Below are 12727 nucleotides of genomic sequence, written 5' to 3'. Positions count from 1 at the left end.
CCATAGTAAGATATGGATTTTATCGCGAGGTGACATATGGCCCGGTCCGAAAAAGGTTCTATCGAAAGATATTATCAGAAAGACGCCCCCAAGGCGGTACGGGAAGAAATCAAGAAATCGGGAAAAGGCGATATTCTAAACGCCACATACCCGTATCGCGAGAAAATGAAGACCAAGGACTATGATGCTCAGATGGAGCTTCTCCAGATCGAGTTGGTCAAGATGCAGTCCTGGGTGAAAGAAACAGGTCATCGGGTGGCGATCATCTTTGAAGGGCGCGACGCCGCTGGTAAAGGCGGCACTATCAAGCGGTTCCGCGAAAACCTGAATCCGCGCGGCGCGCGCAATGTAGCGCTTGCCAAGCCTTCGGATGCGGAACGCAGCCAATGGTATTTTCAACGCTATATCGCCCACCTGCCCGCCGCTGGCGAAATCGTTTTCTTTGACCGGAGCTGGTACAACCGGGGTGTCGTCGAGAATGTCTTCGGCTTTTGCACGCAGGAAGAGCGTGAGAGGTTTTTCCGTCAAGTTCTGCCGCTGGAAATGGGGTTGGTGAATGACGGGATCCATCTCTTCAAATTCTGGCTCAATGTCGGGCGTGCCGAGCAGTTGAACCGCTTTTTGGCGCGCGAGACGGACCCGCTCAAACAGTGGAAGCTTAGCCCGATTGATGTGGCGGGTCTGAACAAGTGGGATGAGTATACGGAATCGATCTCGGAAACGCTGACCAGATCGCACACCGACGCCTGCCCTTGGACGATCGTGCGTTCAGACGACAAGAAGCGTGCGCGTCTTGCAGCCATCCGTACGGTCCTGCATGCGTTGGACTATGATGAGAAAGACAAGAAGAGCATCGGCAAGATTGACCCACAGATTTGCGGTGGTCCGGATGTCTGGGATGCGTAACCCTGCACTCCAACGAAGTGTTTTGACGGACAGGGTTGGACGGATCTGCGTGTTTGCTCTATCTCGTTGTTTTCAAACACTGCATCAAGACAGCTGAGGCCGGAATGACGAAACGCGGGTATCACCACGGGAACCTGAAACAGGCTTTGGTCGAAGCCGCGTTGTCCCTGATTGAAGAAAAAGGGCCTACTGGTTTCACCCTGTCCGAAGCCGCAAAAACCGCCGGAGTGACCCCTGCCGCTGTCTATCGCCATTTTCAGGGACGTGAAGACCTGATTGCCGAGGCGGCGCGGCAAGGGTTCGAGATGTTCGCAGATCTGATGCAATACGCCTACGACAAGGGGCAGCCATCAGCGCTTGCAGCGTTCGAGGCAACCGGCCGGGCTTATTTGGCCTTTGCCCGCAAGAACCCCGGCCATTATATCGCGATGTTCGAAAGCGGGATCTCTTTGAACCGCACGACCGAGCTTTCTTTGGCGGCCAATCGCGCAAAATCGGTTCTGGAAAAAGCGGCGGCGGACCTGTCCCAACATATTCCGCCAGAAAAGCGCCCACCTGCATCGATGTTCAGTGCCCATATCTGGGCGATGAGCCACGGTGTTGTTGAGCTTTTTGCCCGCAACACTGGCGCAACCTCTCCATTTCCGCCAGAGGATTTGCTGGAAAGTGGGATTGGCATTTACCTACGCGGTTTGGGCCTCATTCCTCAAGACGACTGAAACGGGTCACAGCAACCGGTTGCCTTGTGGCATACTCAGACCCGAGGTCACATTAATCAGGTCCATCTCGCCCATTCCCTTGATGTCAACACAACCAAGGTCGGAAACCTGAAATTCGTCGATCAGGGCATACTTCATCTCTTCCGGTGCCACGATGTTCATTGGGTTGGCGAAGACTTGTAAGCGGGACGCTATGTTCACAGCCGGGCCAAAAACGTCGTAGACATATTTCTGAATTCCAACGACCGATCCGACCGCAGCCCCCATCCCCAGGCCAATCCGGGCCTGCCATTTGTGCGGATGGCTTTCGTTCCGGCGCTCGAGATAACGGAGAAACCGCACGGCACAATGCGCGACAGCCGTGGCATGATCCGGGGTTGGGTCAGGCATGCCGGACACAGCAAGGTATGCGTCACCTATTGTCTTGATCCGCTCACACCCAAACTGTTCGACGATACGGTCAAAAGCCGTGAAGATATCGTTCAGTTCACTCAGGGTTACGGTTGGGTCGGTCTTGGCTGCAAAATCTGTGAACCCAACAAAATCCAGCATCACCACCGAAACCTGCTGATACAGCTGAGGTGTGACGACGCCAAATGTCTTGAATTCTTCATAGACGGCCCTTGGCATCAGGTTCAGCAACAGGCGTTCAACCCTTTCTTTTTCGCGCTCAAGTTCTCGGGTATTGCGCTCGACCATGGTGGAATAGCTGTCGATCATGCTTTCCAACTCGCGAATGCGGGTGATGTTCTGGCATTCCACAATCAGCACCTGCTCCGACAACCCATTGGCCAGCGACACTGTCACCGCAAAGATCAACGTCCGGCGTTTTGGTTTGATCTGAAGCTCGACGGAATACCTGAGGCCAGACTGTTTGACATCTTCCAGTTCTTTGGGGTCGAGATCCGGCAGAATGTCTCCAAGCGTATTCCCTTCTTCCGGGGTCCCAAACCATTCCGCGAAAGGCCCGTTGTGAAACACAAATTCCAGATCCGAGGCACGCACCACGGCGACACCAACACCAATGGCGCGCAACAGTTGCTCATTGATTGCCAGTATGCTCATGCCGCAGTCCGGACGACGATGATGGACCGTTTGCCCTCAATTGCGGCGAGCGCTGTTTTGATATCCCCGTCCGACATGCCATGGGCGCTCAGCGCATCGCCGAACAGTTCCGCCATGACGTCAAATTCATCATGTGAGATGTTCAGATGCCGGTGAACAGCTTCAATTCTGTCGTCGTTGAATGATGCAGGTCCTCCGATTAGCGAAGACACAAACTTCGTCTGATGGTCAATCAAACGGGGCATATCAATGTCCTCGAAGTAATGGCCGATGTCGTCAGAATCCAATGCCATCTCATAGAAGGTCATCACGACGCGGCTGATTGTTTTGAAGCCGCCATACTTTTCATAAAGTGTCTGTGTCACACGAATACCCGCGCGTTACTGATCAATAACACCACAACTCTATATCAAATTGATATTTTTGTTAACGTTTATGATCAGTATGCTCCGACCGGAAAAGAGTTTTCAGGCAAGTCAATTGAAAACTGCCGCAGGTCTTTGCATCCGAATAACTTAAAACAGTGAAACGAGTAGATGAAGCCAACACACCCACCTGGTTTCAAAAGCTTCTCCTGCCCCTTCATCCTTCATGTGATTTTCAGTGGCGGCATCGGTGAATCAAACCGTTCTGCACCCGTGCACCAAAGATCATCACAGTTAGGAAGACTATGGCGGAGAGACAGGGATTCGAACCCTGGAGACGGTTTCCCGCCTACACACTTTCCAGGCGTGCGCCTTCGACCACTCGGCCACCTCTCCGTGCCGGCGATATGTGAACCAATGTCGTCAGATTTGCAAGGCCCCAATGCGGCGAAAAATCGGGAATGACCCAAATAAGTTGCCCTGCCCCCGTGCGGCTTTCACCGTACCATTTCAGAGCGTTCCAAGGACGTTGGATAACGCCGTTAAACTTCGTCACCAGCGTCGGGATCCAAATCAGCCTCTGTCAGGTCAGCGGACTTTTCTGATGGGGCCTCAGGCTTGCTTTCCACGGGTTTGGCAGGGTCTCTCTGATCTTTGACATCCGCCTGCAAAGCTTCGGGATTGCGCAACCAGATGTCGCGCTGAGCAAACGGAATCTCGATACCCGCGTCCGAGAATCTGCGGTTGATCTCGTGGTTCATGTCGGACTTCACCGACAGCACCCAGTTTACGTCACGCAGGATTGCGCGGATCTCGAAATCAAGGGAATCCGCGCCAAAGCCCTGAAACACAACACTGGGCGCCGGGTTTGCCAAAACCATCGGATGGTTATTGGCGATCTCACCCAGAATGGTTTCGACCTGGCGCGTATCGGTACCGTAGGCGACACCAACGGGCACGATGACACGCCCAATTGTGTTGCCTCGGGTATAGTTCGTCACCACGCCGCTGATCAGATCCGAATTTGGAACGATCACATCTGTTCGGTCGAAGGTTTCGATCCGGGTCGAGCGGACCGAGATATCGCGCACATAACCCATCATACCGTTCACATCAATCCAGTCCCCTTTGGAAATGGGGCGTTCCACCAAAAGGATGATGCCAGAGACAAAGTTGGACACGATAGTTTGTAGACCAAAGCCAATGCCGACCGACAAAGCACCGGCGACAATCGCAAGCGACGACAGGTCAAACCCGGCCACCATGATTGCCACAAGCGCAGCGAGAAATATGCCGACATAGCCCGAACCGGCCACGATCGCGTTTTGGCCACCCGGATCAATTTTGGTCTTCGGCAGAAGTGAATTGCGCAACCCGCTTTGCAGCAACCGTGTCAACGCGTAACCGATTGCGAAGACAGCTACAAAGGTCAGGAAGTTGGTTGGTGAAATCGTGACACCGCCAACGTCGAAACCAAGTAGTAAGCGTGACCACGCTTCCAACAGATCGGTTTCACGCGCTCCCCAATATATCGCCAGAATAGGCAGCGCAATTATGGCCAGTGCAAAACCGACGAGTACCGCAAAAAGAGACTCACGAGCCGCGTCCCCTTGCCCGGTAATCCAGCCGTAAATCTGGCTGATGAATCTTTGCAGGATGACCAACGCCCCGATGAGCACCAGGGTCTTCACAGCGGGGAACACGATTGCTTCGGCCGCATTGGTGTACCCAAAGATCGCCAGAATAGGAGACGCTATCCCCAATAGGAACAATGCCCGGCGCAAGAACTCGACCAATTGGCTGAAGCCTGCCGCTCGAGTTGATGCAGATTGGTCAGGCGGACCGTCCGTGGTGCGAATCTGGCGTATGCGCAGCAGCAACAAAGCTGTTGCGACAATGACCGGGAAACTGACAACGGCTCGGGTCGCATCCGAGATGTTTTCGATCCGTTCGAACAGCAGTGCCAATTCGTGCAAAATCAGCATCACGGCAAGCAGGTCGATGTACAGGCGCAGCTCTCTTATTTTTGCAGCGGACAGCCGTTTGAACCCCTGCGACGCGCCGATCACATATACCTGCCGACCAATCCAGTCGTAGAACAGGATTATCCCTGCCCAATACGGGATGTTTTGCAGCAGCAGGCTTCCCCTCAGTCCCGTAACACCAGTCAGGCTTATCGCAGTTACCGCGGCCAGAACCCCAATCCAAGGCAACAGAATGCGTAAAAGCGAAATGACGAAAGACCAAACCCCAGTGCCGGACCCGCCCCAAAGCCTTAAGTATTCCCCCCCACGTTCGGACCACTTTTTGCCAAAAATCAGCAGTACAGCTGAAAGGGCCAGCAGTACGAAAATTGCCAATCCGCGGTCACGGATTTGTTCGCGCACAACGTCTGAACGAAAGTTGGTGATCGTTTCATTTCCGAGGCTCTGGATTGCTTCTTTTACGTCCACCCATGCCGGACCCCAGTATGCGGGGTTTATCGGCGACGGACCTTGTTCAAAGAACTCCTTGGTCTGCCGCGTACGCAGGATCTGATCTATTTCGCTGATCAAACCGTTGGCACGGCTATATGCCTCCTCGGAAATAATCCGCGGCACGCGCAAGCTGTTTAGCTGTTTTTCCAGATGCGCCCGCAACGTTGCAATATCTTCCGGCTCGGTCGCGTCCCCTTCGGGCTTGGGACCAAGCGCGTTGATTTGACTGTCCAACGTGGAAATACGGTCGGTGTTGGCGCTTCTCGCTCTGTTAAAGTCGTCCCTGTAACTATTAATTTCTGAACGTAAATTTTCCAGAGCTGCGTCCGAGGCGCGGTTCGCCTCGATCACATCTTCTGCACGGTCCGCCGTTTTCAACCATCCCTGATAATATTCGCTCTGCCGGTTACTCAGCTGCGCATCCGCGCCGCCTGCGAACCCAACTAGGCACAGAAAGAACAGGATAAGAAACAGGCGGACCTGCGCCAGCATCATACGTCCTCGAACACGCCCGGAATGCTTCGGGGGGCCTCGGTCATCCAATCCGGTACCGGCAGTTCCTTCTCGCGCAGGAATTCCGGGTTGAACAGCTTGGACTGATAGCGGGTTCCGTAGTCACACAGAATGGTAACGATGGTGTGGCCCGGCCCAAGATCCTTTGCCAGACGCACCGCTCCGGCCATGTTGATGGCGGTCGAGCCACCCATGACCAGCCCTTCCTCGCGCAGCAAATCGAAGATCAGCGGCAACGCCTCATTATCCGTCATCTGGTACGAGAAGTCCGGCTTGAAGCCCTCAAGGTTCTTGGTGATGCGCACTTGACCGATGCCTTCGGCAATGGAACTGCCTTCCATCGCGATTTCACCAGTGGTGTAGTAAGAATAAAGCCCTGCCCCCATCGGATCGACCAGGCCAATTTTCACACCTTTGGGCTGCAACGCGTCGGCCACGCCGGCCAGAGTTCCGCCAGAGCCAACAGCGCAGACAAAACCATCGACCTTGCCGTCTGTTTGCTCCCAGATTTCAGGGCCGGTTGTTTCCACATGCGCCTGACGGTTGGCAACATTGTCGAACTGGTTTGCCCAAATCGCGCCATTGGGTTCGGTTTTTGTCAATTGCTCGGCCAAACGACGCGAATAGTGCACGAAGTTGTTGGGGTTGCGATAGGGTGCGGCCGGAACCTGAACCAACTGCGCACCCGCAAGGCGCAGCATGTCTTTCTTTTCTTCCGACTGGGTTTCCGGGATTACAATCACCGTCTTGAACCCCATGGACGCACCGACCAGTGCCAGACCAATCCCGGTGTTGCCCGCCGTTCCCTCGACAATCGTGCCGCCGGGCTTCAACTCGCCTCGGGCTACCGCATCACGGATGATGTAAAGCGCCGCACGGTCCTTGACGGACTGGCCGGGATTCATGAACTCGGCCTTTCCGAGGATCTCACAACCGGTTTCTTCACTGATGCGCTTCAACCGGATCAGTGGTGTTTTCCCGACTGCGTCGGCAAGGTCTCGTGCAATGCGCATGGCGCCCTCTTGTCGTTTGGTATCAGAGAAGATTTACAGCCGCGCCGCCGCGACCACAAGCATGATAGTCATGCGCGCAACCTGTCCCGGTGGCGCGCCAGCCAATAGGCCAGTGCCACAAGTTGTACGTCTTTGAAAACATGACGATCCGTCATCTCTATGAACGTATCAAAAGGCAGTATCTGACTTCGAATATCTTCGCCTTCGGTATCAAGGCCGCCAGTTGTGGTGGTATGGGTCAAGTCACCCAATCCGACATACAGATACATGAACCCGGTGGAAGACCCGCTAGACGAATATGCCCCGCCCGCGTACTCAAGCCGGTCAAACGTTACACCTGCTTCTTCCATCGCCTCACGATGGGCTGCTTGTTCCGGCTCTTCGCCTGGATCTATCATCCCGGCCACGGCCTCCCACAGCCAGGGTTCGGGGTCGTTGATCAAAAAGGCCGGTGGCCTGAATTGTTCGACAACAAGCACAGTATCGCGCACCGGATCGTAAGGCAGAACGGACACTGCACTGCCTTGCATCAGGCTGCCCCGCTGCAGCACGGGGCCCATGGTGCCATCATGCTGCCGATGCTGAAGGTCAACCTCTTCCATCCCGAAATAGTTCACATAGGCACGATCGTGGCGATGCACGATAACGTCCTTGCTTGTATCTCTCAGATCGCCAGTGCGCCGTTTGCCCGCAAGAATCTTGGCCCAGGCCCGTGTTTGGATCGCGCGAATATTGCCAGCCATGTCCTGAGGCTTCAGCCGGCCGAAATACGCCATCTCTTCTTCTGCAGCCAGAGCGGTGATCTCACCCAACCGGTCCGCCCACCGTTGCAAAGACCAGGGGCCGTCCGGCTCCCAACTGCCTGGTGCAGGGAAAAAGACCTGTGCTTCCTGTTTGGTCCCGTCATGCAGAACCACCTTTACGGGTGTCAGGTCATAATCAAACGCACCCTCATAAAATGCCAACCGAGCCAGGTCTTCGGACGACAAATCTTGAACGAATACGCCTTGGGCGCTGTCACCCCCTGACGTCTGGATCATAGGAAAATCCTGACCCTGAACAGCCCAAACGGCATGATCAGGCAACATCGCCGTTTGAACTGAAATCTCTTGAAAAGAGCGGCCCAGAACACGTTCGAGCAACGGCAAATACCGCAGCGTTCCATAGAAAAATAAGTTAGGCAAACTCGAACTCTCAGATAATGGATTGCTTCAACGCCATTGGCGGTGGGCCTGTTCGGTGGCCAAACCGGCAACAACTGACCCAATAGCAAACGCAAGAAGTATTTCAGGTGTGATCAGCAGTTTGCCATAATCGACCCCGATTTTGAAAATAGCCAGAACCGCCTCGAAGGGACCGCCATATCTGTTGCGCATGGCGAGGCGGAACATCTCGTAACACCCCTGCACGAACAAGGCCCAGAAAACCAACGACGCGACACCCGTCAGGCCATTGTTGATCCCCGCCGTCCATCCTCGCCCGGCGCGTTTACCCATGATGGTCCAGCCGCAGACCGCGCCTAACGCCATGTTCACATAGGTAAAGTAACCATAGTCCTTACCCTCTTCACCATTGTCGATGATCATCCCAGAGACAACGAAAGCCAGCACGACAAGGCAAAGAGCGGCGACAAGACGCGAGGCTGTGGGCATATGACAGTCCGTTCATTAACTTGGTTTTGCTATGGTGATCTGTGTCACATCACAATTGCTTGTGTCAAAGGCCGCGCCACATGCGGTCAAATAATAATTCCACATGCGGCGAAAACGCTCATCAAAGCCCATCTCAGCAATTTGATCCCACTTGTCGTTGAACGTCTCGTACCAGCGGCGCAGTGTCAGGTCATAGCTTTTGCCAAACTCTTTCGAATTCACCACACTCAAGCCAGCCTGGTCGATCTGTTGTCGCAAGATCGACGGCGACGGAAGCATTCCGCCTGGAAAGATATATTTCTGAATGAAATCAACGCCATTCTTGTAGTAGTCCCAGCGATGATCACCCACGGTAATGATCTGCAACGTCGCTTGCGCACCGGGTTTTAGTCGCTCTCGTACCGTTTCGAAATAAACGGGCCAATATTTTTGACCGACGGCCTCGAACATCTCGATTGAAGCTATGCCGTCATATTGGCCCTGTTCGTCGCGGTAATCTTGCAACTTGAACTCTACCAGATCTGATAACCCTGCCTTTTCAATACGTTCTTTGGCATACTTGAACTGCTCTTGGCTGATCGTCAAACATGTGACGCGCAGGCCACGTTCCTTGGCGGCGTATTCCGCAAACCCACCCCAGCCGCAGCCGATTTCCAGTATGTGATCGCCCGGCTTCGCGCCCATCTCATCTACAAGGCTTGCATATTTCGCGGTTTGTGCCTTTTCCAAGCTTTCTTGCCCTGTTTCGAAGATCGCACTGGAATAGGTCATCGTCTCGTCCAGCCACAGGCCGTAAAAATCATTGCCCAGATCGTAGTGATACGAGATGTTTTTCTTTGCCTGCGCCCGGTTGTTGCGGTGCAGCCAAAATCTTAGCCGTTCATAGGCTTGTACCAGGAACTTGCCCGTAAACCCATCATATACGGTTTCAGAGCCCAAATGCACGACATCCATGAAGGATCGCAGGTCGGGCGTGCTCCAGTGACCATCAAGATAGGCGTCGGAAAAGCCCAGCTCTCCTTCGCGGATCAAACGCGCAAAGACGTCATCGTCATGGACATCGACCTGAGCCACCGGCCCCGGCTTAGTGCCTTCGGCGCGAAATGTTCGGCCATCTGGCAGCGTGATATCCAGACGCCCATGTTCCATATTGGTCAGCATCTTGAAGACTTGCGCGAAATATCTGGGCAGATCATTCTGCCCTTCGGTTGTCGTCAGGATCATCCGCTCTCCCCTCTGCGGTATTGATGTAAGGCTAGGCCGCGATTCTGTTTCTGGCAAGTTTTCAATTCCTTAGTGGGATTTTCGGCTTTCATATGCGCTCAGCGCACGGGTTCGCCCCTCGGCCAAAGCAACAATCGGTGCAGGATAATCTGCGTCTGGGCGCAAACCCCAAGACTTTGGAACAGCCTCAAAATACGAAATGGCCGTGTCGCTCGGGCTTTTCTCGCCTTCAGCGATCCAGCGCTTCAGATAAGTTCCATCCGGATCGAACTTCTCAGCCTGCGTCTGCGGGTTGAAAATGCGAAAGAACGGTGCCGCGTCAGGGCCCGAGCCCGCTACCCATTGCCATCCCATTGCGTTGCAGGCCGGGTCCCAATCGATCAGGCAGTCATCGAACCACTGCATTCCGATTTTCCAGTGTGCCATCAAATGCTTGGTCAGGTAACTGGCGACAATCATCCGGGTTCGGTTGTGCATTCGGCCCGTGACATACATTTGCCGCAAGCCTGCGTCGACCACGGGGACACCGGTTCTTGCCTGCGTCCACGCAACAACTTCGGGGTGGTTAGGATCTGTGTTCCACGGAAAACTGTCCCATTCCGGCTTCCAGTTGCCCGTGACCAACTGTGGCGTGTGGTACATCAGGTGATAGGCAAACTCGCGCCAAACAAGCTGGCGCAGGAAGGCATCAGTGCCTGATACGCCCATCAATGCGGCCTGCTGAACCCGATGCCAGACTGTGCGCGGGCCTATCTCGCCCAGCGAGAGATATTCCGACAGATTGGATGTTCCGTCCATATCCATCCGATCGCGGTGTTTGGAATACAGCGCAACACGGTCCAAAAACACGTTTAGATGTTCGTGGGCAGCTTGCTCGCCGGGGTGTACATAGGGGCGCACGATCGACGCGCCCCTGTTCATGGCACGACCCAACTGCCACTTGTGAAGTTCTTCAGTTGATGGCCACTTTGCAGGAGCAAGCAATCCCGTCACAGAGGCGTCAGGCGCAGGTACATCTCGCCCTTGAACAGCGCGCCACATGGGCGTGTAGACACGAAACGGCTGGCCGGTTTTGGTCGCCACAGTCCAGGGTTCAAACAGCAAATGCCCGGCAAAGGATTTTGCCATGACACCCTGTTCCGTCAACACTGACTTGATCTTTTTGTCGCGCGCTATCGATGCGGGATCATAAGATCGGGACCAATAGACAGCGCCGGCACCTGTCTCTTGGATGAGAGCTTGCAATTGGGCCAGCGCGTCGCCGCGACGCAGGATCAATCGGCTGCCGAGACCGTCAAGGGATCTGGAAAACGCCTCCAACCCCAACCCCAAGCGCCACTTTGGGGCGGCCCCCAACTGTTCGACAAGGTCATCGTGAAGAAAGACCGGAACAACCGGGCGACCGCTTTCTGCCGCTGCGGTTAAGGCTGGATGGTCCGACAGGCGCAAATCCCGTCGGAACCACATAATAATCGGAGTGTGCTCGTCTTTCATGTCCGCCCTGAGGTTTTCATCGTACTACGAAGGCTCAGGGAAAGTGGATCACAAAACGCGTTCAAGTGCATCTAAAAGCTGATCAATTTCCTGTTGCGAGGTATAGTGCGTGAAGCTCACCCGCAACACACCCTGCTCTGGCTCGACCCCCATGGCCTGCAACGCACGTACGGCATAAAAATCACCACCGCTCGCCATGACGCCGTATTGGGACAGTTCCTCGGCAACAGGGCCCGCAGGTCGGTTCAGGGACAACGCAACTGTCGGTGCGCGCCGGGTCGCATCGGATGTTCCGATCAGGCGGACTGCGTTGCGATCCTTGACAGCATTCAACACAGGTTGCAGCAAAGACACTTCGCGCATGCGCATCAGGTTATGCACAAACTCGCCTTGCGCGGCTGCGTCACTGTCTGGCCCACCATGATGTGCATTTAGCAGTTCGACATAATCCGCCATGCCTGCACTGGCTGCGATCTGCGCGTGATCCGGACCTGCTGGGGTAAAGCGCTTGTGCAGAACATCACCGTTGAAATAATGCGCCTGATTGGGCAGCAACTCTCCTATCGTGCGGCGGATGACCATGCAGCCCTGATGCGGACCATAGGTTTTGTAGGCAGAAAACAAATAGATATCCGGCCCCAGATCTCCAACATTCGGGAAACCATGCGGGGCGTAAGATACGCCGTCCACACATACAAATGCACCGGCGGCATGCGCAATGGCGGTGATTTCCGTTACTGGGTTGATCTCACCCACCACGTTTGAACAATGCGGGAAACAAACCAGACGAACCTTTTCGTCCAGCATGTTCTCTAAGTCCTGAGGGTTCAGCGAGCCGCTTTCAGGATCAATCTGCCATTCCTTTATCTCGATCCCTGCCTCGGCCAAACGCCGCCAAGGACCAGAGTTAGCCTCGTGATCCTGATTTGTTACGACAATAGCTTCGCCTGGCTTCATCCATTGCCGGAACGCCTGCGCCAGAACATAGGTGTTTTGCGTTGTCGAAGGGCCAAAGCTCAGCTCATCTGTGTCGACGCCCAGAATTGCAGCCACGCGGACGCGGGCCTCGTCCATTTCCGCACCACCCAGACGGCTTGCCTCGTAAGGCGCATAGGGTTGGACTTTGCGTTGGGTGTAAAACCGCGTCAGCCTATCGATCACCGGTTTACACGTGTAAGACCCACCTGCGTTTTCAAAGAACGCCTGCCCTTGCAAGCTGGGTTCGGAAAAAGCCGGGAACTGCGCCCGCACGAAGTCAATATCCAGAGAGCTCATGCCTCATTGCTCCTTATTATTTCG

The 12727-nt window shown here is 54.7% G+C and carries 11 protein-coding genes and 1 tRNA gene; 2 read left to right on the top strand and 10 right to left on the bottom strand.

What is annotated here, in order from left to right:
• Positions 1–36: 36 nt before the first annotated feature.
• A complete protein-coding gene (ppk2, locus tag GS636_RS00685; protein WP_171089667.1) occupies positions 37–906 on the top strand; it encodes a polyphosphate kinase 2 in 870 nt (289 codons plus the stop codon).
• Between the two features lie 104 nt (positions 907–1010).
• Positions 1011–1625 carry a TetR/AcrR family transcriptional regulator gene (locus GS636_RS00680; protein ID WP_171089665.1) on the top strand — a complete coding sequence of 205 codons (615 nt, stop codon included), beginning with the start codon at positions 1011–1013 and terminating at the stop codon, positions 1623–1625.
• A 6-nt stretch (positions 1626–1631) separates the two neighbouring features.
• On the opposite strand, the gene GS636_RS00675 is transcribed toward GS636_RS00680, so the two are convergent.
• From GS636_RS00675 to GS636_RS00630, 10 genes are all read right to left on the bottom strand, one after another.
• Entirely contained in the window at positions 1632–2690 is a 1059-nt protein-coding gene (locus GS636_RS00675) for an adenylate/guanylate cyclase domain-containing protein (protein ID WP_171089663.1), read from the bottom strand.
• Complete coding sequence (locus tag GS636_RS00670; RefSeq protein ID WP_171089661.1) at positions 2687–3055, bottom strand: group 1 truncated hemoglobin; 369 nt, start codon at positions 3053–3055, stop codon at positions 2687–2689. Before GS636_RS00670 ends, GS636_RS00675 begins: the two co-directional genes overlap by 4 nt.
• Before the next feature lie 306 nt (positions 3056–3361).
• Positions 3362–3451 (bottom strand) — tRNA-Ser (locus GS636_RS00665).
• A 146-nt stretch (positions 3452–3597) separates the two neighbouring features.
• Entirely contained in the window at positions 3598–6024 is a 2427-nt protein-coding gene (locus GS636_RS00660) for a DUF3772 domain-containing protein (RefSeq protein ID WP_171668109.1), read from the bottom strand.
• Entirely contained in the window at positions 6024–7058 is a 1035-nt protein-coding gene (locus GS636_RS00655; protein WP_171668108.1) for a cysteine synthase A, read from the bottom strand. The genes GS636_RS00660 and GS636_RS00655 overlap by 1 nt, the downstream gene beginning before the upstream one ends.
• A 68-nt stretch (positions 7059–7126) precedes the next feature.
• Positions 7127–8242 carry an NUDIX domain-containing protein gene (locus tag GS636_RS00650; RefSeq protein WP_171668107.1) on the bottom strand — a complete coding sequence of 372 codons (1116 nt, stop codon included), beginning with the start codon at positions 8240–8242 and terminating at the stop codon, positions 7127–7129.
• Between the two features lie 27 nt (positions 8243–8269).
• Positions 8270–8710, bottom strand: a complete 441-nt coding sequence (locus tag GS636_RS00645; RefSeq protein WP_171668106.1) for a TrgA family protein — start codon at positions 8708–8710, stop codon at positions 8270–8272.
• A 15-nt stretch (positions 8711–8725) separates the two neighbouring features.
• Positions 8726–9934: a cyclopropane-fatty-acyl-phospholipid synthase family protein gene (locus GS636_RS00640; RefSeq protein WP_171668105.1), complete on the bottom strand. Its 1209-nt coding sequence runs from the start codon at positions 9932–9934 to the stop codon at positions 8726–8728.
• 69 nt (positions 9935–10003) lie between these two features.
• Positions 10004–11428 (bottom strand): deoxyribodipyrimidine photo-lyase, encoded by a 1425-nt coding sequence (locus GS636_RS00635; protein WP_171668104.1) that lies wholly within the window; start codon positions 11426–11428, stop codon positions 10004–10006.
• A 48-nt stretch (positions 11429–11476) separates the two neighbouring features.
• Positions 11477–12703 carry an aminotransferase class V-fold PLP-dependent enzyme gene (locus GS636_RS00630; RefSeq protein ID WP_171668103.1) on the bottom strand — a complete coding sequence of 409 codons (1227 nt, stop codon included), beginning with the start codon at positions 12701–12703 and terminating at the stop codon, positions 11477–11479.
• Positions 12704–12727: the final 24 nt, after the last annotated feature.

Origin of the sequence: Ruegeria sp. HKCCD4884, from assembly GCF_013110855.1 — a bacterium.
Lineage (GTDB): Bacteria > Pseudomonadota > Alphaproteobacteria > Rhodobacterales > Rhodobacteraceae > Ruegeria.
This window is presented reverse-complemented; position numbering and strand designations above follow the sequence as displayed.